The 21,234-nt window shown below is 65.9% G+C and carries 17 protein-coding genes; 7 read left to right on the top strand and 10 right to left on the bottom strand.

Going from position 1 to position 21,234, the window contains the following annotated elements; translation table 11 throughout:
- Window positions 1-172 precede the first annotated feature (172 nt).
- Window positions 173-5,815: an apolipoprotein A-IV repeat region-like domain-containing protein gene (locus UNPA324_RS27385; RefSeq protein ID WP_141936895.1), complete on the bottom strand. Its 5,643-nt coding sequence runs from the start codon at window positions 5,813-5,815 to the stop codon at window positions 173-175.
- Window positions 5,816-6,213: 398 nt separating this feature from the next.
- Here UNPA324_RS27385 and UNPA324_RS27380 point away from each other — a divergent pair, with 398 nt between their 5' ends.
- Window positions 6,214-6,588: an Hpt domain-containing protein gene (locus UNPA324_RS27380; protein ID WP_141936893.1), complete on the top strand. Its 375-nt coding sequence runs from the start codon at window positions 6,214-6,216 to the stop codon at window positions 6,586-6,588.
- A gap of 164 nt (window positions 6,589-6,752) precedes the next feature.
- Window positions 6,753-7,073, top strand: coding sequence for a 2Fe-2S iron-sulfur cluster-binding protein (locus UNPA324_RS27375; protein ID WP_018317347.1), 321 nt, complete (start codon window positions 6,753-6,755; stop codon window positions 7,071-7,073).
- Window positions 7,074-7,089: 16 nt separating this feature from the next.
- On the opposite strand, the gene UNPA324_RS27370 is transcribed toward UNPA324_RS27375, so the two are convergent.
- On the bottom strand, window positions 7,090-7,557 hold the full coding sequence (locus UNPA324_RS27370; RefSeq protein WP_141936891.1) for an acyl-CoA thioesterase: 468 nt from the start codon (window positions 7,555-7,557) through the stop codon (window positions 7,090-7,092).
- Window positions 7,558-7,738: 181 nt separating this feature from the next.
- On the opposite strand from UNPA324_RS27370, the gene UNPA324_RS27365 reads away from it, so the two are divergent.
- The 3 genes from UNPA324_RS27365 to UNPA324_RS27355 all read left to right on the top strand — a co-directional run bounded on the left by UNPA324_RS27365 (window position 7,739) and on the right by UNPA324_RS27355 (window position 10,072).
- The gene (locus UNPA324_RS27365) at window positions 7,739-8,767 is read left to right on the top strand and encodes an NAD(P)/FAD-dependent oxidoreductase (protein ID WP_141936889.1); all 1,029 of its coding nucleotides are present in this window, start codon (window positions 7,739-7,741) and stop codon (window positions 8,765-8,767) included.
- 104 nt (window positions 8,768-8,871) lie between these two features.
- A complete protein-coding gene (locus tag UNPA324_RS27360) occupies window positions 8,872-9,465 on the top strand; it encodes a DUF2147 domain-containing protein (protein WP_141936887.1) in 594 nt (197 codons plus the stop codon).
- A gap of 250 nt (window positions 9,466-9,715) precedes the next feature.
- Entirely contained in the window at window positions 9,716-10,072 is a 357-nt protein-coding gene (locus tag UNPA324_RS27355; protein WP_128918200.1) for a hypothetical protein, read from the top strand.
- Between the two features lie 53 nt (window positions 10,073-10,125).
- Here the strand turns inward: UNPA324_RS27355 and UNPA324_RS27350 are convergent, their stop codons facing one another.
- The 3 genes from UNPA324_RS27350 to UNPA324_RS27340 all read right to left on the bottom strand — a co-directional run bounded on the left by UNPA324_RS27350 (window position 10,126) and on the right by UNPA324_RS27340 (window position 12,612).
- Window positions 10,126-10,395 carry a hypothetical protein gene (locus UNPA324_RS27350; protein ID WP_246667222.1) on the bottom strand — a complete coding sequence of 90 codons (270 nt, stop codon included), beginning with the start codon at window positions 10,393-10,395 and terminating at the stop codon, window positions 10,126-10,128.
- A 193-nt stretch (window positions 10,396-10,588) separates the two neighbouring features.
- A complete protein-coding gene (locus UNPA324_RS27345) occupies window positions 10,589-11,947 on the bottom strand; it encodes a sensor histidine kinase (protein ID WP_141936883.1) in 1,359 nt (452 codons plus the stop codon).
- A complete protein-coding gene (locus tag UNPA324_RS27340) occupies window positions 11,944-12,612 on the bottom strand; it encodes a response regulator transcription factor (RefSeq protein WP_246667221.1) in 669 nt (222 codons plus the stop codon). Before UNPA324_RS27340 ends, UNPA324_RS27345 begins: the two co-directional genes overlap by 4 nt.
- Before the next feature lie 350 nt (window positions 12,613-12,962).
- On the opposite strand from UNPA324_RS27340, the gene UNPA324_RS27335 reads away from it, so the two are divergent.
- Together UNPA324_RS27335 and UNPA324_RS27330 are read left to right on the top strand one after the other, a co-directional pair.
- A complete protein-coding gene (locus UNPA324_RS27335; RefSeq protein WP_181769532.1) occupies window positions 12,963-13,850 on the top strand; it encodes a MipA/OmpV family protein in 888 nt (295 codons plus the stop codon).
- Between the two features lie 6 nt (window positions 13,851-13,856).
- Window positions 13,857-14,597, top strand: a complete 741-nt coding sequence (locus UNPA324_RS27330; RefSeq protein ID WP_141936879.1) for a hypothetical protein — start codon at window positions 13,857-13,859, stop codon at window positions 14,595-14,597.
- Between the two features lie 3 nt (window positions 14,598-14,600).
- On the opposite strand, the gene garD is transcribed toward UNPA324_RS27330, so the two are convergent.
- The 5 genes from garD to UNPA324_RS27305 form a co-directional block, all read right to left on the bottom strand.
- Window positions 14,601-16,142 (bottom strand): galactarate dehydratase, encoded by a 1,542-nt coding sequence (gene garD, locus UNPA324_RS27325; protein WP_141936877.1) that lies wholly within the window; start codon window positions 16,140-16,142, stop codon window positions 14,601-14,603.
- 162 nt (window positions 16,143-16,304) lie between these two features.
- Window positions 16,305-17,753 carry an aldehyde dehydrogenase family protein gene (locus tag UNPA324_RS27320; protein ID WP_141936874.1) on the bottom strand — a complete coding sequence of 483 codons (1,449 nt, stop codon included), beginning with the start codon at window positions 17,751-17,753 and terminating at the stop codon, window positions 16,305-16,307.
- 18 nt (window positions 17,754-17,771) lie between these two features.
- Entirely contained in the window at window positions 17,772-19,115 is a 1,344-nt protein-coding gene (gene gudD, locus UNPA324_RS27315) for a glucarate dehydratase (RefSeq protein WP_141936872.1), read from the bottom strand.
- Between the two features lie 24 nt (window positions 19,116-19,139).
- Window positions 19,140-20,084 (bottom strand): 5-dehydro-4-deoxyglucarate dehydratase, encoded by a 945-nt coding sequence (gene kdgD / locus UNPA324_RS27310; protein WP_141936871.1) that lies wholly within the window; start codon window positions 20,082-20,084, stop codon window positions 19,140-19,142.
- A gap of 131 nt (window positions 20,085-20,215) precedes the next feature.
- A complete protein-coding gene (locus UNPA324_RS27305) occupies window positions 20,216-21,121 on the bottom strand; it encodes a LysR family transcriptional regulator (RefSeq protein WP_141936869.1) in 906 nt (301 codons plus the stop codon).
- Window positions 21,122-21,234 lie beyond the last annotated feature (113 nt).

Genomic DNA, 21,234 nt, shown 5'->3' with positions numbered 1-21,234 from the left:
GCGACATGGGCCCCGGCTCTGCAGCGCACCGCACCGGACGATGCTTCGCATCGCCGGGGGGCGCTGCGCTGCGTCCGGGGCACGGGAGCGAGAATGACGCAAAACAAAAACGGAGCCCCGCAAGGAGCTCCGTTTTTCATTCGCTATTCGCCACTCGCCAATCGCGAGCTGCTCACCCCAGCCGTCCCGCCGCATGCGCCAGCAGCGTGTACACGAGACCCGTCTCCGAGGTCAGGTGGCTGCGCAGCTCCTGCGGGCCGCGGCCGTCGCGGGCGACTTCGTCGAGCAGGCGCTCGAACTCGGCGACGTAGCGGTCGACCGTGGCCTTGAAGTTGCGGTCGGTGCGGTACTTGCGGGCGACCTCGTCGAAGGCCTTCTGGCCGGCGGGCGTGTAGAGGCGCTTGGTGAACGCCTTGTTCTCGCCGCGCTGGTAGCGGTCCCACATCTCGGCGGCGAGGTTGCGGTCCATCAGCCGGCCGATGTCGAGCGACAGCGATTCCAGCGGATTGGCGCTTGCCTGCGGGGCCTGCGGCTGCGGCGCGGGGGCGGCGCGGCCGCGCGGGGCCTCGCGGCCGGTCGGGGCGCCCTGATTGGCGTCAGTCCGGTTGAGCAGGTCCGACAGCCAGCCGTCACGGCCCTGGTCGCTGCCCGCGGGCGCGACCGGCGGCGCCTCGGTGCGGCGCGAGGGCGCCGGCATGCCGAGGTCCGGCGGCGGCAGCGTCGACGCGCTGCCGGTGTCTCGCATGCGGGTCTCGGCGGCGCGAGCGCCCGCAACGGCCATCATCGGCTCATCCTGGCGCTGGACGGCGACGGAAGCGCGGCCCGCCGTGGAGACGTCGAGGCCGCGGCCGTGCTGGGCCACGATGCGGTTGAGCTCGGCGAGGGCCTCGATCTGGTCGACGATCACCTTGCGCATCTGCGCCGTGCTCTCGGCGGCCTCCTGCGGCATCTCGAGCACGCCGCGACGCAGCTCGTTGCGGGTGGCTTCGAGCTCGTTGTGCATCTCGAAGGCCATCTGCTTCATGCTGGAGACGAGGTTGGTGAACTTCTCGGTCGACTGCTTGAACATCGCATCCGCCTCGTCGGTGGTCTGGCGGTAGATGTCGTGCATCGCCTCGATGGTCTGGCGGTGCTCCTCCTCGGACGCCACGCGCACCGCCTCGAACTGGCGGGTGATCGCGGCGGAGCCTGCGCCGGCGGTCTCGGCGACGACGCGGGCGATGTCGCGGGCACGCTCTTCGGCCGCGGCCAGCGATTCGTCGAGCAGGCCGGTGAAGCGCGACAGCCGCTGGTCGAGATCGGCGGTACGCAGGTCGATCGTGGTGACCAGCGATTCCAGCGCCTGCTTGCGTTCGGCGAGCGAGGCGGTGGTATTCTTGTTGCTCTGCTCGACGACCTGCGCGGCGTCGACCAGTGCCTTGCCGTGCGCGTCGAACTGGGTCGACAGCTCGCCGAGATCCTGCAGCGCCTTCGTGGTCTTGCTGTTGAAGACGTTGAGCTGCTCTTCCAGGTTCTGCGTCGCCGCGCCGTTGCGCGAGGTGACGTCGTTCATCGCCGAGACGAAGTCGGCGACGCGCGTCACCAGCGCCCGTTCGAGCGAGTTGAGGTTGTCGTGCGCACCGGTCAGCACCTCCTGGAGCAGGATGTTGCCTTCGCGCAGACGCTCGAACAGCGCGACCGTGTCGGTGCGCAGGATCTTGCTGGTCTCCTGCATCTCGGTGACGGCCGCGACCGAGACCTGGCGCGACTGGTCGATCGCGGAACGCGAGGCCTGCTCGAGATCCTTGAGCGACTTGCCGACCGCGCTGGTGGCGATCTCGCTCGCCGCGTTGATGGTGCGGGCGACTTCCGAGCCGTTGCCCATCATGGTCTGCGAGAAGGCCTGGCCGCGCGTCTCGATCGACTTCAGCGCGTCCGAGGTGACGCGGTCGATGTCGAGCGTGAGCTGGCTGGTCTTCGAGCCGATCGCGTCGACCAGCGCGCCACGCTTGGCGTCGATCATGTTCGACAGACGGTCGGCCTGCTGCTGCACGTAGGTGACGATCTCGTCGGTCTTGCCGGTCATGGCCTGGCCGAAGCTGGAGCTGGCGGCGAGCACCGAACGCTCGACGTCGGCCGAGCTCGACTTGACCCGCGAGCTCGCCTCGTTGGAGGCCGAGATCAGCGCGTTCTGGGCGTTGAGCGCGCTGGTCTGGATGTCGTTGGTCGCGTTCGCGGTGGCCGCGCTCAGCGTGCGCTCGATCTCGGTCGAGATCGTGCGGATCTGGCTGGCGGCGTCCGCCGAGGTCGAGGTCAGCGAGGTCTGGGCCTCACGGGCGCTGTTGAGGATGGTCGAGGCGGTGTCGGCGCCGACTGCGGTCAGCGTGCGCTCGATGTCCGTGGTCAGCGACTTGATCTGGCTCGCCGCGTCGGTCGAGGCGGAGATCAGCGAGCCCTGGGCCTCGCGCACGCCGCTGGTGAGCGCCTCGATGGTGGCGCCGCCGGCGGTCGCCAGCGCGCGCTGCATCTCTGCCGCGAGCGAACGGACCTGGCTGGTCTGCTCGGCCGAGACCGCGAGCAGGGTGCTCTGGGCGTCGCGGGCGCTGGTGGTGATCGTCTCGGCGGTCGACTGACCGACCTGCGAGAGCGAACGATGCACTTCGGCCGCGAGCGACTTGACCTGGCTCGCCGCATCCGAGGATGCCGTGACCAGCGTGCTCTGGGCTTCGCGGGCGCCGCCCATGATGGTTTCGGCCGTCGAGGTGCCGGCCATGCTGAGCGAGCGCTGCACGTCCGAGGACAGCGCCTTGATCTGGTTGGCAGTCTCGGCCGAGGCCGCGATCAGCGTGCTCTGCGCGTCGCGGGCGCCGGCGGTGATCGATTCCGCCGTGGTCGTGCCGGCCAGCGACAGCGAGCGCTGCACGTCGGCGGTGAGCGTCTTGACGTGGTTGGCCGCATCCGAGGACGCCGTGACGAGGGTGGTCTGCACCTCGCGGGCGCCGGCCAGGATCGAGGCCGCGGTGGCCGAGCCTGCCGCCGACAGCGTGCGCTCGACGTCGGCCGCGAGCCCCTTGATCTGGTTGGAGGCTTCGCCCGACGCTGCGACCAGCGTCGACTGCGCCTCGCGGGCGCTGCTCAGGATCGAGTTTGCAGAACCGGTGCCGGCCGCGGTCAGCGCGCGCTCGACCTCGGCGGAGGTCATCTTGAGCTGGGCGTTGACGTCGGAGGAGACCGTCATCAGAGACTGCTGGGCGGTGCGCGCACCGGTCTGGATCGTCTCGCTGGTGTTGACGACGAGGTTGGTGAGCGAGCGCTCGGCGTCCTCGACATGCGAGCGGATCGCGGTCGAGATCATCTCGGCGCGGGACATCATGTCCTCGCTGGCCTGGCGACCGCTGCTTTCGATGCGGCCGGCAACGGCCTCGACGCGCGAGCCGAGCAGATCCTCGAACTGCGCCACGCGGACGTCGATGTCGCTCGCGACCGAGCCGACCTTGGTCTCGATGGCCTGCTGGATATCCTGGAACCGCGCGGTGACCGTGTCGGTCAGATGCATGCTGCGGCCGTCGATGATCTCGGCGACGCCGGTGATGCGGCGGTCGACCGCTTCGATCGCCTGCGCGGTGCCGTCCGTGAGCGTTGAGGTGAGTAGCGTCAGACGCGTGTCGATCGACTGTACGGCCTGCGAGGCGCCGTTGGTCACCGTGGTGGTCAGGTAGGTGAGGCGGTTATCGATGGACTCGAGCGCCTGCGACGCGCCGCCGGTGAGCGTCGTCGTGAGATGGGTCAGCCTCGTGTCGATTGACTGGATGGTCTGGGACGCGCCGTCGGTCAGCGACGCCGTTAGGTGGGTGAGGCGGCGGTCGATTGACTGGATCGCCTGCGCGGCGCCGTCGGTCAGCGACGAGGCGAGCGTGTTGATGCGCCCGTCGATCGTCTCAGTCATCGACTGCGCACGGGTGTCGAACGATTGTTCGAGCGCGGTGACGCGGCCGCCGATCTGCTCGTCGAAAGTCTTGATGTGGTTTTCGATCGTGGAGTCGAGGCCGGCGATCTTGCCGTTCAGAGAGGCGTCGAAATTGCTGACGCGTTCGCCGATGGTGGTCTCGAACTGCACCAGGCGCTGGTCGAGGATCGCGGTGATCTCGCCGCCGTTGGCGGTGAAGCGGGTGTCGAAATTGTCGACATAGGTCTTCAGCGACTCGTGGATGTCCTGCGTGCGTTGGCCCATGCGCTCGACGATCTCGCCGCCGAAGGTCTTCACGGTGCGGTCGAACTCGGAGATGTGGCGCGTGATCAGGGCGCCCAGCGTGCCGGAGTCGCGGGCGAACTTCTCGACCAGCTCGGTGCCCTGGTTCCTGACCAGCTCGTCGAACGCGCTCATCTGCAGCGACAGCGAGTCGTGGGCGGTCTCGGTCTGGCTGACGACCTTGGCCACGAGGGTGTTGACGGTGGCGTCGAGCGCCTCGCTCGCCTTGTCGCCGCTCGTCATGATCTGGCCGGCGAGGCGGTTGCCGGCGTCGTCGATCTTGGCGGAAAGGTCGTTGGAGCGCAGTTCGAGCTCCAGCAGCAGCGAGTCCGAGGAATTCTTCAAGCTGTCGTGCACCTGCTCGGTGCGCTCGGAGATGCCGTCGACGATCGCAGCGGAGCGCTGTTCGAATTCGCCGGTGATGCGGTCGATGCGCTCGTTCAGCATCTCGTGGACGCGGTCGGCGAGGTCGACGAACTCGTCGTGGACGTGGCCGGTCTTGAAGTTGAGACTGGTGGTCAGCCGCTCGCTGGCGTCGAGCACGGCGCGCGTGGTCTCGTTGCTGGCCTCCTCGAGGCGGTCGAGCAGGTCGCCGCCGCGTTCGCCGAGCGCCAGGATCATGTTGTCGCCGGCATTGCTCAGCGCGCTGGTGATGTGGGCGCCGCGCTCCTCGAGCGCGCCGGTGATGGACTTGGCGACCTCGTCGACGCGCGAGGCGATCGCGTCCGAGATCAGCGCGATGTCGTGGCGCAAATCGATCTGCACGCCGGAGATGGCGCTGCGGACCTGCTCGGCCTGGCCGACCAGATTGTCGCGTTGATGCGCGATGTCCTGGAGCAGGGAGCGGATGCGCACCTCGTTGTCGGAATAGGCGCGCTCCAGCGCGGCGACCTCGTTGGCGACCAGCGTCTCGAGCTCGCCGGCGCGCGCGATCGCGCGCTCGATGCCGTCGCCCATCGCCGCGACTTCGCGGCGGATGGCCTGGCCGACGGTGACCATGGAATCGGAGGCCGAGCCCTCGGGCTCGGAGAAGCGGATCGCGACCTGCGCCATCGCCTGCGCGATCATGCGCATTTCCTGGCCGCGCCAGACCAGGCTCGCGAGGAAGTAGAACAGCATGATCGGCGCGAAGAACATCGCGATCAGGCCGGCAATGACGAGCACGCCGCCGCTCTGGCCCATGGCGGCCTGGATCGAGGGCAGGAAGCCGAACGTCAGCGCGGCGCAGGCGGCGAGCCAGACGCCGGCGAAGATGGTGGCGAAGGTATAGACGCTGCGGGCAGGGCGGCCCTTCTGAAGCGCCTGCAGCAGCTGGCCGATGGTCTCGCGGTCGTCGTTGGCGGCGCGACGCGAAGCGCGCGGCTCCTCGACCGGGTCGAACACGGTCGACCGTTCGTTGGCGGCAGGGCGCGGCTCGAAGCTCGGTTCGTCGAAGATCGGGGGCGGTGCCACCGACGGCGCCGTCTCGTTGCGCATCGAGGCGTTGCGGCTGGTGTCCGCGGCCGTGTCGCTGATGTTCAGGGCTTCCTGGATCGCAGAAAGCGCAACTTCTGTGGGGTCTTTGACCTTTTTCGGAGTGTTCGCCATGTTCAGTCCGAGCCCTCGTTACTTGTACGCGTCCCCCCGCGAGCCCTGCGCGCTACGCAAGCCCACAGACCGGATCATGCCGCTTGCGCGGATCGCCGAGCCGTCCCCACCCGGACGGCTTGTCCGCCAATTTCTGCAACATCCTATTGGCAGAGCGTCGCGAATGAAATGCCCGCGATTAAGACAATCTTAATCATCGTTAACAGGATCGCGCCGTAACGCCTTAGCAATAAATGAAATTCTCCACGGAACTCGGCCGATTGCGGCAACTTTTCGTCAATAAACTGGCAGAACTGCGTCCCCGACCCCAAACATTTCGTTAACCATTTCCATGCTTGGGTGAGGTGAACTCACCGCCGGATCGGCGGAACCGTCGCGCGATGCCGGGGCCTTTCGCCATGACGCCTGAACTGCAACGGATGGACTGGATGCCCTCGCCCCCGCTTGCACCCATCGACAGCCCGCTCGACCTCGACCATCTCTCCCGGATGACGCTCGGCGATGCCGCGCTGGAGCAGGAGGTGCTGGCCATGTTCGCCGAGCAGGCGGTCCGCCTGATGGCGGCGATGGCGGGATTGCCGGCCGAGGCCGGCGCGCTCGCCCACAAGCTCAAGGGATCGGCCCGCGGGATCGGCGCTCTTGCAGTGGCCGATGCCGCAGCAAGCCTGGAGACCGCGATCCAGGTCGGTCATAACGAGCGCCACGCCTTCGCCGCGCTGAAGGAAGCGGTGACCGAGGCCCGCGCCGCCATCGAGACGATCCTGAAGTCCTGAGGCCACGCGGCCGAGCCGGACTCTAGTCTCTTGTTTTGACGCATTTTCTTGCCGCAAAGCGGGATTCACTTCGCAGCAAAACCCTATGGCGCCGGGCTGATCGACCCGTTATAGGACAGCCCGGACCCTCCTTCATTCCCAGCACCGCGGCAGCACGAGCACACATGGCCAAGATTCACTTTGTCGACCACAAGGGCGAAACCCGCACGGTGGAAATCGAGAACGGCGCAACCGTGATGGAAGCCGCGATCCGCAACAGCATTCCCGGCGTCGAGGCCGAATGCGGTGGCGCCTGCGCCTGCGCGACCTGCCACGTGTATGTCGACGAAGCCTGGCGCGAGAAGGTCGGCAGCCCGACGCCGATGGAAGAGGACATGCTCGATTTCGGCTTCGATGTGCGCCCGAATTCGCGCCTGTCCTGCCAAATCAAGGTCAGCGACGATCTCGATGGTCTCGTCGTGACGACGCCGGAACGTCAGGCCTGATCGTCCCTCGACAAGACTAACTGCTCGGCGGCGCGACCTCGATGCCGCGCTTGTGCCAGGGTCTGAATTTCTCGATCACTTCCGCGGTCAGCGGTGCCGGCCGGCGCGTCGCCTCGTCGAGCAAGACGCCGACCGACGTTGCCGAGGCGATGCATTTTCCTTCCGAGAACACGACCTGCTCGAAGGTCACGGACGTGCGTCCCAGCTTCACGACGCCGAGGCCGAGTTCGATCGTGCCCGGCCAGCGCAACTCGGCGCGAAAATGCATGTCGAGCCGCACCATGATCCAGGCGAGGCCCGGCGGCGTCAGGCCGTATTCCGGCAGCTTCATCAGCGTGACGCGGCCGGTCTCGAAATAGGTGGCGTAGACCGCGTTGTTGACGTGCTGGTTGGGATCGAGATCGCCGAAGCGGACGTTGTCGCTGAAGCGGTAGGGAAAGTCCTCCAGGCGCGGCGTCGTATCGAGGCGACTTGGTGCGTTCACCGATTGATCTCCGTCATATCCTTGCTCGTTACAGCTCAGTTATCCTGCTCCGGCAAGTGGGCGCGGCTGCGGGGCGCTCCCGCTTTTATGCCTTCCCTGATCCATCCCCGTTGGCTAGACAGGCAGGGTCACCTCGGCCCAAAGGGCACCGTCCAACGGTAACGACAGACAAAGAGACGACATGAGCGACGCGATCAAAACCGATGTGCTGATTATTGGCGCCGGCCCCTGCGGTCTGTTCGCCGCCTTCGAGCTTGGCCTTCTCGACATGAAGGCGCATTTCGTCGACATCCTCGACAAGGTCGGCGGCCAGTGCGCCGAGCTCTATCCGGAAAAGCCGATCTACGACATTCCCGGCATCCCGCACGTTTCGGGGCAGGGCCTCACCGACGCGCTGATGGAGCAGATCAAGCCGTTCCATCCGACCTTCCATCTCGGCGAGATGGTCGAGACCGTGGAGAAGATCGGCGATCCCATGTTTCGCTGCACCACGGATGCGGGCAAGGTGTTCGAGTGCAAGGTGTTGGTAATCGCGGCCGGCGGCGGCTCGTTCCAGCCCAAGCGTCCGCCGGTGCCGGGCATCGAGGCCTATGAAGGCACCTCGGTCCACTACGCCGTGCGCAAGATGGAAACGTTCCGCGACAAGAACGTGCTGGTCGTCGGCGGCGGCGATTCCGCGCTCGACTGGACGCTCAACCTGCATCCGATTGCCAAGCGCATCACGCTGCTACACCGGCGCGACGAGTTTCGCGCCGCGCCCCACAGCGTCGAGCAGATGCGCGCATTGGTTGCTGGCGGCAAGATGGATCTGCGGCTCGGTCAGGTCACCGCGCTCTCCGGCGACGAAGGCAAGCTCACCGGCGCCACCATCAAGGGCAACGACAACAGCATCACTGAAATCTCCTGCGACACCATGCTGCCGTTCTTCGGACTGACCATGAAGCTCGGTCCGGTCGCGAACTGGGGCATTGCGCTGGAGAACAATCTGGTGCCGGTCGAGACATCCGCGTTCGAGACCAACGTGCCAGGCATCTTCGCGATCGGCGACATCAACACCTATCCCGGCAAGATCAAGCTGATCCTGTGCGGCTTTCACGAGGGCGCGCTGATGTCGCAAAAAGCCCATCGTTACGTCTATCCGGAGAAACGGCTCGTGTTCCAGTACACGACCTCGTCCTCCAGCCTGCAAAAGAAGCTGGGTGTCAACTGACGCAACGGGGCGGGAAGGGATGCCCCATGTTTCTGGTGCTGGAACCGTTCGCGAAATCGCCGTAGTCTGCGGCCATTCCGGTCGTGGAATAACAAGGTGATCTAATGCGGAATTTCTCCAGCTTTCGGCTGCTCCCCCTCCTCGCGCTCGCATTGTCGCTCGCGACGGTGACGCCGTCTGCGGCGCAGACCGCCGAGCCCACGGCGGCGGGCCTGTGGCAGAAGGTCGAAGACGGCAAGACGGTCGGATGGTTTCTCTTCGTCGACCACAACGGCATCTTCGAAGGCGTGATCGCAAAGACCTTCCCGCGCCCCGGCGACGATCCGAACGAGGTCTGCAGCAAGTGCACCGATGACCGCAAGAACGCGCCGGTGCTCGGCATCTCCTTCGTCCGCAACATGAAGCGCGAAGGCTTGAAGTACGAAGGCGGCAACGTGCTCAATCCGCGCGATGGCCAGATCTGGAAGGCCAACATGAAGGTCAGTCCCGACGGCCAGACCCTGACCCTGCGCGGCTATCTCGGCATTTCGCTGCTCGGCAAGGACGAGAGCTGGACGCGCCTGCCTGACGCCAACATCGCCCAGGTCGATCCCGCCATCGTGGCAAAATATCTGCCCGCGCAGGCCGCGGCCACCAAGCCGCCGGCACCCGCGCCGAAGAGGGGTGGCGGCACGATGATGGCACCGGCGAAGCAATAGGCTTGTTTCGGTATTTCTGAAGCATCGTCTTCTCGGCCCCGGATTTTGATCCTAGGCCGCATCCGTCGAAAGACGCATGGCTTTACGCCTTGCGGCAGTAGTTCCCCGGAATGCGCGCTGGCAGCGGATTTGCATAGTTGTCGTCAGCTGCTGGGGAACGAGTCGCCGGTGCCGCGCCTGATTCAAGGCGCGGACAACGGATGGCATTGTCGTCCCCCCGCACGGATCATTTTGATCGCGGGACGACGAGATGAAATTTTCATCATTGTGCGCAGGGACGCTGCTGGGCGTGACGGCGCTTCTGACATTCTCGGCACAGGCGCGCGACGACGGGCGCTACGCCAACTCACCGTTGAAACCCTGGTTCGAAAGCCTGCATAGCGAATTCGGTCAGTGCTGCACCGACGCCGACGGCTACGTCATTGCCGACGTCGATTGGGAGTCCGATCGCGGCCGCTACCGCGTCCGTATCGACGACGAATGGGTCGTGGTGCCCGAGGGTGCCTTGATCACCGTGCCGAACAAGATCGGTCGCACCATGGTGTGGAAGCACTATATCGACGGTCATCCGCGCGTGCGCTGCTTCATGCCGGGCAGCATGACCTGAAAACGCCGACGGCGCCCGCACCAGATGCAGGCGCCGCAGACGATGCGAAAGGCTTAGCGCGCTTCGCTCTCCGAACCCGCGCTCGCAAGCCGCTTGACGCGCGGCGTCAACACCGAAACCTGTGCGGGCGAGGCGGGCATGCCGGCGACGATCATGGTGGGCGCGGCCGGCTGCTCCTCGACGCCGGCACCGCCGAGCACCTGCACCTGGGTCGCCGAGATCGGCAACGACTTCACTTCGTAAGAAGGAAGCTCACCGGCGAACGCGCCGGTCGAACTCGCAATCATGGCGCTGGTGACGGCAATCATTGTGAGAATACGCATTGGAAAATCTCCGTTGAAGATGTCAATCGGAGGTTTGGTCGTGACGGTGCGGGAAGAGGTTCGCTCGTGTGCGAACATTCGTGTGTCGGGACGCGAATCCATTGATTGCGTGATGCGACAGAATGAAACGATGACGAAGTTTTTCGCGTCAATGTTTCCGGACGGTTTCGCGGATGATCGGCGCGGCCCGCAGCTAGCGGGCCTGCAGATCCAGTTGCAAAGATCTGGTCGGCGCGGTGGTTACGGGGAAGTGCAGGCTCATCGTCGTACCGCGACCGGGCGCGGAGGAGATGAGCAGTTCGCCGCCATGGGCGGCCATGATCTCGCGGACGATCGAAAGGCCGGCGCCGTCGCCTGCGGTATTGCCGGTCCGAAACGGCTCGATCAGCCCGTGCTCCACGCCATCGGGCAGGCCTGCGCCGTCATCGTCGATCGAGATGCCCTCGCGGCTCAACGTGGCCGTGATGCGTCGTGCGCCATGGGCGTGGATGAGTGCATTGCCGACCAGATTGGCGAGCGCGCTGCGCACCGCTGCGTCCACGCCTTGCACCATGAACGGGCCTTGCCCGGCCTGCTCGAGCGAAAGCTCGATGCCGGCGTCGAGCGCGGAGGGACCGAAATCGGCCAACACGTCCCGGGCGATGTCGCCGAGATCGATCGGCCGCTTCTCGATCGCATGGTTTTGCAGCCGCGCCAGATCAAGCATGGCTGAGACCAGCGACGTCAGGCGGCGGACGTCGCGCACCAGCTCGGCCTTCAGAACCGGATCGGGCACGTCCTCGACCTTCGCGCGCAGCAGGGTCAGCGGCGTGCGGAGCTGATGGGCGGCATTGCCGAGAAAGCGGCGCTGCATCCGGATATAGGCGTCGATCTCGCCGAAGGCGCGGTTCAGCGCATCGACCAGCGGCTTCAACTCGCGAGGGACCTCGGACAGGGAGATCAGACCCTGCGGCGCCGCGGGGTCGATCGCGAGCGCGCGAAGCGCGACGCGTTCGATGCCGCGTGAGACGAAACGCGCGGCCAGCGCCGCGCCGACGGCAACGGTCGCGGCAAAGGCCAGCGCCAGCAGCATGATCGAAAAGACACTGCGGATGAGAAAGTTTCTTGCGATCCGGCCGAACCGGACCTGAGGCTCGCCGACCATCATCGTGAGCTGCAACGAGCCCCTTTGCACGACGGCGAGGCAGAAGGTGCTCTTCTGGTCGAGCGTGTTGAAGACGGAGGAGCCGATTGGCCCGTGATAGGGAAATGCGAAGGGGAGGGCGGGGCGGCGCTCGCTGCCGTACTCGCTGACCATGTCGCCTGCGGACACGACGTACCAGAGGTTCGGGCTGTCCGCCTTCAGCTCTTCGAGGGCGCGGGTCGGGCGCACCGTGAGGTTCTGCCCTTCGATATCGGTGGCGCGGTCGAGAACGGCAACGACGACCCGGCAAGCCCTGAACTCGCGCTCCTCCATCGGATAGCGCCACATGAAGAGGCCGAGCATGATCAGGAAAATCGCCGTTGCGGCGATGCCGAGCGACAGCGCAAACGTCCGGGCGATCGACCTCATTGCGGCGTTGCCATCCGCAGGATGTAGCCGATGCCGCGCATGCTGCGGATCTCGACGTCGCCGCCGAATGCGGCCAGCTTCTTCCTCAGGCGCGAGACCTGCGCTTCGAGCGTGTTGGATTCGATCTCGTCGTCGAAGCCGTAGATTTCCTCGATCAGGGCGGCGCGGGTGATGACGCGGTCGCGCCGCATCAGCAGTGCGCCCAGGATCAACGCCTCGCGCCGCCGCAGCAGGATCTTCCTGTCGGCGACCAGGACTTCGTTGCTGCCGAGATGCAGCTCGACATTGCCGAGCGACAGCACGGCAGGCGCGAGCAGCCGGGGGCGACGCAGCACGGCACGCACCCGCGCAAGCAGCTCCTGCGGCTCGAACGGCTTGCCGAGATAGTCGTCGGCACCGCCGTTGAGGCCATCGACGACGTCCTCCTTGGTGTCCTTGGACGTCAGCATGATGATCGCTGGGCGGTCCGGCGACTGGCTCAGTGCGGTGACCACCTCGAGCGCATCGCCGTCGGGCAGCATCCGGTCGACGATCGCAAGATCATACTTGAAATTGTCCAACGCCTGGCGGGCGTCGGCAATCGAGCCGACGAGGTCGACGACGCCATGCAATTGTCCGAGCAGGCGGCTGACATAGGCGCCGATTTGCGGTTCGTCTTCGATCACGAGCGAGCGCACCCGGGTCGTCCTTGACTCTCCCGGGGCAACAAGCCCCGACGTTGACGCTCTCTGGCCGAAGTCCGGCGGTTCGGTTCGTGCGCGAGTTCCGTTTAAGGCAGCGAGCTTGGCGAATAAAAGGCAGGAACGGAGGGGTTGAACGGCACGCGCGTTCAAAACTTGTGCGCGTGGACCCGTCCCGGCAATGTTCGGGCAATGTTGATCCGGCGGCGGACCCGCGCGCGGAATGTCGTAGGGGTGGTCGGCCGTTGCAATCTTGGGGCAATTTTGCCGGACCACATGCTGGGCTCCAACCACATCAGTCGACTCGGCCAGCAAGGCCGGTCCGGGGCCCTGCAATGAAGCATATTGACGAAGCCGCTCTCCGCCTCACGGTGAATGCGCGGTGGACGACCGCCTGCCTTGCCGCACTCGGTGCGATCATGGCGACAGCGCAATCCGCATCGGCGCAGGCCGCGTTCACGCTGCCGGCCCCGCCATTCGAGCTGCCGATGCTGCCGTCGCCGTCCGGCAACTGGACCGTCATGGTCGGCATCGGCGGCGAATACACGCCTGACTTCGTCGGATCGAAGAACGGCAAGTTTCTCCCGATCCCGATCTTCACCATCCGCCGCGCCGGATCGATCGACCAGTTTCGCGGTCCGCGCGACAGCGCCAGCATCGCGCTGCTCGACGTCGGCAATTTTCGCGCGGGCCCTGCGTTCAAATACGTCTCCTCGCGCAAGAGCGACAAATATGCCGAGCTGACCGGCCTCGGCGACGTCAAGGCGGCCTACGAGCTCGGCGGCTTCGTCGAATATTATCCGGTGGATTGGCTGCGCCTGCGCAGCGAGTTGCGCCAAGGTGTGGGCGGCCATACCGGCACCGTGGCCGACGTCTCTGCCGACGTCATCGTCCCGCTGATTCAAAGGCTGACGATCTCGGCCGGCCCGCGCTTCACCTGGAAGAGCACCAAGGCCACCGCGCCGTATTTCGGCGTCGATGCAGCGCAGGCGCTGGCATCAGGGTTGCCGATGTATGATGCCAGGGGCGGTGCGCACTCGGTCGGCTTCGGCAGCCAGATCTCCTACCGCATCAATCCGCAATGGGAGGTCCATGCCTATGTCGAATACGAGAAGCTGCTCGGCGATGCCGCGGACAGCCCGCTGGTAAAGCTGCGGGGGTCGTCGAACCAGACCACCGTCGGCATCGGTGCGTCCTATTCGTTCGACTTCAGGATTCGCTAGGTCGCCATGCGCCGCATTGCATTTCTATGGGTTGGCCTTGCGGTCGCTTGCATCGCCCTCGGCGCTGCCGCAGCGTTCGAGACGCGCGCGAGCCGGCTGCAGGCGATCAAGACCGTCGGCATCATCTCCGCCATCGGCGAGGAGATGAGCCTGGCGCGGGCCGGCCTGACCGGGCTCGGCAACGCCGCGCAAAGCGCCTCAATCAGCGCATGGGGACTGGACGAACTGATCGTCCAGCAGGCGACGAAGCTGCTGAGCGGACGCTATCGCGTGCTGCCGGTGACTTACAGGCGCGCAGCGTTCGCGGCCATCAGGGATTCGGCTGTTGCGCCCGTCAACCTGCTGCGCAGCGATCCGTTCAAGGAATTGGTTCGCAGCGATGTCGCCCCGCAGGGGCTGGATGCGTACATCGTCATCACCCCAGCAAGATCGAAACTCGGCAACGGTCGCAACGTCGAGGGCGTCGGGCTCGCCGAATACCGGACGCTGCTGGCGGATTACGGCCTGATCCACGCGCTGTACGAAGTCCGCGTCATCGACGGTAAGTCGTTCGACGTGATCGAGAAGCGGGCGGCCGCGCCGCTCGACAACACCGGGACCCTGCGGCTCGCCGGCCCGAGCGGGCCGGTCGACGCGACGTTTGACGGTGCGGCTTGGAGCGAGCGATTGCGTGCGGCGATCGCGGACCTCATCACGCGCAGCCTGCCCGTCACGCTGGGCGACATGCACCTGATCGACGGCCAATGACTCTCAGGTCACTGGCGCCGGATTGAACAGGGTGAGATCGTTGTGGATGCCCCAGCGGTCCGACCATGGCTTGGTGCGGCCGCTCGCGACGTCGAGGATCAGGCGGAACAGGTCCCAGCCGCATTCCTCGATGGTCTTCTCGCCGGTGGCGATGCTGCCTGAATCGAAATCGATCAGGTCTTTCCAGCGCCGTGCGAGCTCGCTGCGGGTCGCGACCTTGATGACGGGCGCCGCCGCAAGACCATAGGGCGTGCCGCGGCCGGTGGTGAACACTTGCAGCGTCATGCCGGAGGCGAGCTGCAACGTGCCGCAGATGAAGTCGGAGGCCGGCGTTGCCGCGAACAGCATGCCCTTCTGCGTCGCCTTCTCGCCGGGCGAGAGCACGCCGGTGATGGCGCTCGAGCCGGACTTGACGATCGAGCCGAGCGACTTCTCGACGATGTTGGCGAGGCCGCCCTTCTTGTTGCCGGGCGTGGTGTTGGCGCTGCGATCGGCGCCGCCACGGGCCAGATAGGAATCGTACCAGGCCATCTCGCGCACCAGCGCGCGGCCGACGTCCTCGTTGATCGCGCGTCGCGTGAGCAACTGGATGGCGTCGCGTACTTCGGTGACTTCGGAGAACATCACGGTGGCGCCGGCGCGCACCAGGAGGTCCGCGGCGAAGCCGACGGCGGGATTGGCGGTGACGCCGGAGAAGGCGTCGCTGCCGCCGCATTGCAGCCCGATGACGAGATCGGAGGCCGGGCAGGTCTCGCGCTTGCGGGTGTTGAGCACCTTCAGCCTGGCTTCGGCCTGGGTCATGATGGCATCGACGATCGCGCCGAAGCCGTCAAAGGCTTCGTCCTGCATCCGCACGATGGCATCGCTGACGCCCTCCGGCACCAGCCGCTCGGGCGCGAGCTTCTCGCAGCCGAGGCCGACGACGAGGATTTCGCCGCCGAAATTCGGATTGAGCGCGAGGTTCTGCAGCGTGCGGATCGGCACCACCGCATCGGGCGCGGTGATGGCGACGCCGCAGCCATAGGCGTGGGTGAGCGGAACGACGTCATCGACGTTCGGGTACTTCGGCAACAGCTCGGCGCGGATGCGCTTGACCGCATATTCCATCGTGCCCTTGACGCATTGCACCGAGGAGGAGATGCCGAGGATGTTCTTGGTGCCGACCGAGCCGTCCGGATTGCAGTAGCCTTCGAAGGTGAAGCCTTCGAGCGGCGGCAGCGGGGCAGGGACGGCGGTGGAGATCTCGAGCTTGTCGAGGTCGGGGGCCTCCGGCATGCGAATGCGCGCCTCGTCCACCCATTCGCCGGCCAGGATCGGCGACAGCGCGTAGCCGATGATCTCGCCGTAGCGGATGATCGGCGCGCCTTCCGCGATATCGACCAACGCTGTCTTGTGCCCCTGCGGCACGAAGGCGCGCAGCGTCAGTCCGCTGGCGAAGCGGGAGCCGGCAGGAAGCCCGAAATCATTGACCACGATCGCGACATTGTCGCGCTCGTTGAGCTTGATGTAGCGGGGCTGCTCTTTCGCTGCGACGTCTTGGTCCATGGGAGGACTCCGAAGTGTAGGGTGGGTTAGCCCTGTGATTGCGCGAAGCGCAATCACTCAGCGTAACCCGCCAAGGTCTCTGTCCGCGGAGGCAGAAGAGGTGGGTTACGCCAGCGGACTGCGCTTTGCGCAGCCGCGGGCTAACCCACCCTACGATCTCCGTCAGCCCGGGAACGTATAAGCCGTCTTCACCGTCGTGTAGAACTCGCGCGCGTAGGAGCCCTGTTCGCGGGCGCCGTAGCTCGAGCCCTTCCGGCCGCCGAACGGCACGTGATAGTCGACGCCGGCGGTCGGCAGATTGACCATCACCATGCCGGACTCGCTGTTGCGCTTGTAGTGCGAGGCGTATTTCAGGCTGGTGGTGCAGATGCCGGAGGCGAGGCCGAACTCGGTATCATTGGAGATGGCGAGGGCCTCTTCGTAATTCTTGGCGCGGATGACGGCGGCGACCGGGCCGAAGATCTCCTCGCGCGCGATGCGCATGTTGTTGTTGGCCTCGGTGAACAGCGCCGGCTGCAGGTAGTGGCCGGGGTTCTCGCGCTTGAGCAGTTCGCCGCCGAAGGCGAGCTTGGCGCCCTCGTCCTGACCGATCTTGATGTAGCGCAGGTCTTGGTCGAGCTGGCTCTGGTCGACCACGGGGCCGATATGCACGCCGGCCTTGAGCGCGTCGTCGACCGACAGTCCGTTCAGGCGCTCGGCCATCGCCGCGACGAAGCGGTCGTGGATGCCTTCGGTGACGATCAGGCGTGAGGAGGCGGTGCAGCGCTGGCCGGTCGAGAAATAGGAGCCGTTGACGGCGACCTCGACCGCGGTCTTGAGGTCGGCGTCGTCGAGCACGACCAGCGGGTTCTTGCCGCCCATCTCGAGCTGGAACTTCTTCATCGGGTTCGAGAGCACGCAGGCCTGCGCGATCTTGCGGCCGGTCTGCACCGAGCCCGTGAAGGAGATCGCGGCGACATCCGGGTGCTCGAGCAGGGTCTGGCCGACCACCGACCCGGAGCCGACCACGAGATTGAAGACGCCGGCGGGAATGCCGGAGCGGGTGATGATTTCGGCGAGCGCGTGCCCGGAGCCGGGCACCAGCTCAGCCGGCTTGAACACCACGGTGTTGCCGTAGCAGAGCGCCGGCGCGATCTTCCAGGCGGGGATCGCGATCGGGAAATTCCAGGGCGTGATCATGCCGACGACGCCAACGGGCTCACGCGTGAGCTCGACGTCGAGGCCGGGACGGACGGAGGCGCCCTTCTCGCCGATCAGCCGCAGCGCCTCGCCGGCGAAGAACGCAAAGATCTGGCCGGCGCGGGCGACTTCGCCGATGCCTTCCGGCAGGGTCTTGCCTTCCTCGCGGGCGAGCAGGCGGCCGAGCTCTTCCTTGCGGGCGAGAATTTCGAGCGAAATCTTGTTGAGCGCGTCGAAGCGCGCCTGCGGCGTCGACTGCGCCCAGGCGGGGAAGGCGGCCTTGGCGGCGGCGATCGCCTTCTCGGTCTGCGCCTTGTCGGCCTTGGCATATTCGCCGACGACGTCGTTGGTGTTGGAGGGGTTGATGTTCCTGGTGACGCCGGAGCCGTCGACCCATTCGCCGCCGATGAAGTTTTTAAGGATCGCAGTCATCATTTCCTCCAGAGTGTTTTACCGTACCAGGCAGGGACGCTTGTCGTCGAAGGTCCAGCCGGAGATCAGATCCTGCATGGCAATAGCGTCATCCCGGGCGCCAAGTCCATGCTGCTTGTAGAGTTCATGCGCTGCGTCGATAGCGGCCCTGTCGATTTCGATACCCAGGCCCGGCCGGTCCGGGACCGCAATCTTGCCGGCCTTGATCTGGAGCGGCTCCCTGGTCAGCGCCTGGCCGTCCTGCCAGATCCAGTGAGTGTCGATCGCGGTGACCTTGCCGGGTGCGGCGGCGCCGACATGGGTGAACATGGCCAGCGAAATGTCGAAATGGTTGTTGGAGTGCGAGCCCCAGGTCAGGCCGTTGTCGCGGCAGGTCTGGGCGACGCGCACCGACCCCTGCATGGTCCAGAAATGGGGATCGGCCAGCGGAATGTCCACCGCACCCAGGCGCAGCGCGTGGGACAGCTGGCGCCAATCGGTCGCAATCATGTTGGTTGCCGTGGGCAGTCCCGTGGCACGGCGGAACTCGGCCATGATCTCGCGGCCCGAGAAACCGGCCTCGGCGCCGCAGGGGTCCTCGGCATAGGCGAGGATGCCGTGCATGTTCTTGCAGAGGCCGACGGCTTCATCCAGCGACCAGGCGCCGTTGGGGTCGAGCGTCACGCGGGCGTTCGGGAAGCGTCTTGCGATGGCGGTGACGGCCTCGATCTCCTGCTCGCCGCGCAGCACGCCGCCCTTCAGCTTGAAGTCGGCGAAGCCGTAATGGTCGTGGGTGGCTTCGGCGAGCCGCACCACGGTCTCCGGCGTCATCGCTTCCTGGTGGCGCAGGTTGAACCATTCCGCTTTGCCGGCCTCGCCTTCCACGTAGGACAGGCGGGACTTGCGCCGATCGCCGACGAAGAAGAGATAGCCGAGTGTCTCGACGCTGCTGCGCTGCTGGCCTTCGCCGAGCAGCGCGGCGACCGGCAGCCCGAGATGCTGGCCGAGCAGATCGAGCAGAGCGGATTCCACGGCGGTGACGGCGTGGATCATGACGCGAAGATCAAACGTCTGCTTGCCGCGGCCGCCGGCATCGCGATCGGCAAAGGCGGTGCGGATGTCGGCGAGGATGTTGTTCATCGCGCCGACGGTCTTGCCGATCACGAGATCCCTGGCGTCCTGCAGCGTCTGCCAGATCTTCTGCCCGCCCGGCACCTCGCCGACGCCGGTGTGGCCGGCATTGTCGGTGAGGATGACGATGTTGCGGGTGAAGAACGGCGCATGCGCGCCGCTGAGGTTGAGGAGCATGCTGTCGCGGCCTGCGACCGGGATCACCTGCATCGATGTGACGATCGGTGCACCGGAGATGTTCGTCTCGGCCATCGCACGCTCCTCCTGTTGTGTCTATTATTCAGCAGCCTGTTGTGACGATCGCATGGCGGGCAGCTGCTTCACCAGCGCGGTTACTTCCGCGATCTCCTGCTCGGTGAGGTCGGTGAGCGGCGGACGGACGGGGCCGGAATCGCGGCCGATCACTTTCATGCCGGCCTTGATGATCGAGACCGCGTAGCCCTTTTTGCGGTTGCGGATCGCGATCAGCGGCAGGATGAAATCCTTCAGCCCGGCCTGGATCGTCGCATGGTCGCGCTTGCGCACGGCCGCGTAGAAATTGGTGGCGAATTCCGGCACGAAGTTGAACACGGCGGAGGAATAGGTCGTCACGCCCATGTCGAGATAGGGCAGGGCGAAGGTCTCCGCTGTCGGCAGGCCGCCGACATAGGTGAGGCGGTCGCCGAGCTTGGTGTAGACGCGGGTCATCAGCTCGATGTCGCCGATGCCATCCTTGTAGCCGACGAGGTTCGGGCAGCGCTCGGCAAGGCGGGCGAGCGTATCGGGCTGGAGGATGGCGTTGTCGCGGTTGTAGACGATGACGCCGATCTTCACGGCGGCGCAGACCGCCTCGACATGGGCGGCAAGGCCGTCCTGCTCGGAATGGGTGAGATAGGGCGGCAGCAGCAACAGCCCGTCGGCGCCGGCCTTTTCCGCACCGATTGCGATCTCGCGGGCAATGGCCGTGCCGTAACCGGTGCCGGCGAGCACCGGCACGCGGCCCTTGGTCTCCTCGACGGCAACCTTCACGACTTGCGGAACCTCGGTCGGCGTCAGCGAGAAGAACTCGCCGGTGCCGCCGGCAGCGAACAGGCCGGCGACGTCGTAGCCGCACAGCCAGTCCATGTTGGCGCGGTAAGTAGCCTCGTCGAAGGAATAGTCAGCCTTAAACGGCGTGACGGGAAAGGACAGAAGGCCGGATCCGATCTTCTTGGCCATCTCCTGTGGGGTCATCTTGCTCACGGGCGCTGTTCCCTTGGTGCGTGTTGTGGAGGACGCTGGCCTTTCGGCCTGCGCGTCCATGCGCCGTGGTTTAAGAGACCGTTCGATGCGGGTCCAAGCCAAAGCCTATATCGACCGATGCGGATTGAGCATCAATCCTCCGCCACCTCCGCGGAGGACAATTCACCGGCGATTTTGACCAGCGCCGAGAGCAGCGGATTCTCGTCGTCGCGGCGCCAGACCATGAACAGCTCGACCGGCACGCGGCCCCTCAGCTTCAGCGGCCGCAGCCGCACGTCGGAGATCTTCAGGCCCGCAGCCGCGGCCGGCACGATGGCAAGGCCGAGGCCGGCGCGGACCATCGCCAGGATCGAGTGGATCTGGCTGAGATGCTGGACATAGCGCGGCAGCACGTCGGCGCGGGTGAATTGCGCCACCAGCAGATCGTGAAAGTAGCGGCTCTCATAGGGCGAATACATCACGAAGGGCTGGTCGTCGAAATCCTTGATGGTGATGCTGTCGGCATTCGCCAGCGGGTGCTTCTTCGGGATCGCGGCGAGCAGGGGCTCGGCGACGACGCGGCGGCTGGCGAGCTCGGGCCGCGCGATCGGCGGCCGCAGCAGGCCGGCGTCGATCTGGCCCGAGGTTAGCGCCTCGAACTGGTCGCCCGACACCATCTCCTTCAGCGAGAAATCGACCTCGGGCAGCTTGGCGCGGCAGGCGGCGACGAGCTCGGGCAGGAAGCCGTAAGCGGCGGCTGCCGTGAAGCCGATCTTCAACGAGCCGATCTTGCCGAGCGCGATGCGGCGGGCGACTTGCGAGGCGCTTTCCGCAAGCTTGAGGATGCGCCGCGCCTCGGGCAGGAAGCTGCGCCCGGCAGGGGTGAGGCGGACCGAGCGGCTGGTGCGTTCCAAGAGCGGCGCATCGATGATGTGCTCGAGCACCTGGATCTGCCGGGACAACGGCGGCTGAGTCATGTTCAGCCGCGCGGCGGCGCGGCCGAAATGCAATTCCTCCGCTACCGTGACGAAACAGCGGAGCTGGTTGAGGTCGAACATCGATACATGCCTTAGATGAATAAGGCGTTTCCCCGGCACTTCTAGCATCGATCACCCCCAAAACAAAGACGGCGGCTCTTGAGGGCCGCCGTTGAGTTGCCTGGTCAAGCTCC

Source organism: Bradyrhizobium sp. UNPA324, assembly GCF_006658635.1.
GTDB classification, from domain to species: Bacteria; Pseudomonadota; Alphaproteobacteria; order Rhizobiales; family Xanthobacteraceae; genus Bradyrhizobium; species Bradyrhizobium nanningense.
The sequence above is the reverse complement of the archived record's forward strand: the minus strand, read 5'-3'. Positions and strand labels throughout refer to the sequence as shown.

Coding starts and splice junctions, on each gene's coding strand:
- UNPA324_RS27385 (WP_141936895.1), bottom strand. CDS start 5,815: ATGGCGAACACTCCGAAAAAGGTCAAAGACCCCACAGAAGTTGCGCTT.
- UNPA324_RS27380 (WP_141936893.1), top strand. CDS start 6,214: ATGACGCCTGAACTGCAACGGATGGACTGGATGCCCTCGCCCCCGCTT.
- UNPA324_RS27375 (WP_018317347.1), top strand. CDS start 6,753: ATGGCCAAGATTCACTTTGTCGACCACAAGGGCGAAACCCGCACGGTG.
- UNPA324_RS27365 (WP_141936889.1), top strand. CDS start 7,739: ATGAGCGACGCGATCAAAACCGATGTGCTGATTATTGGCGCCGGCCCC.
- UNPA324_RS27360 (WP_141936887.1), top strand. CDS start 8,872: ATGCGGAATTTCTCCAGCTTTCGGCTGCTCCCCCTCCTCGCGCTCGCA.
- UNPA324_RS27355 (WP_128918200.1), top strand. CDS start 9,716: ATGAAATTTTCATCATTGTGCGCAGGGACGCTGCTGGGCGTGACGGCG.
- UNPA324_RS27350 (WP_246667222.1), bottom strand. CDS start 10,395: ATGCGTATTCTCACAATGATTGCCGTCACCAGCGCCATGATTGCGAGT.
- UNPA324_RS27345 (WP_141936883.1), bottom strand. CDS start 11,947: ATGAGGTCGATCGCCCGGACGTTTGCGCTGTCGCTCGGCATCGCCGCA.
- UNPA324_RS27335 (WP_181769532.1), top strand. CDS start 12,963: ATGAAGCATATTGACGAAGCCGCTCTCCGCCTCACGGTGAATGCGCGG.
- UNPA324_RS27330 (WP_141936879.1), top strand. CDS start 13,857: ATGCGCCGCATTGCATTTCTATGGGTTGGCCTTGCGGTCGCTTGCATC.
- garD (WP_141936877.1), bottom strand. CDS start 16,142: ATGGACCAAGACGTCGCAGCGAAAGAGCAGCCCCGCTACATCAAGCTC.
- UNPA324_RS27320 (WP_141936874.1), bottom strand. CDS start 17,753: ATGACTGCGATCCTTAAAAACTTCATCGGCGGCGAATGGGTCGACGGC.
- gudD (WP_141936872.1), bottom strand. CDS start 19,115: ATGGCCGAGACGAACATCTCCGGTGCACCGATCGTCACATCGATGCAG.
- UNPA324_RS27305 (WP_141936869.1), bottom strand. CDS start 21,121: ATGTTCGACCTCAACCAGCTCCGCTGTTTCGTCACGGTAGCGGAGGAA.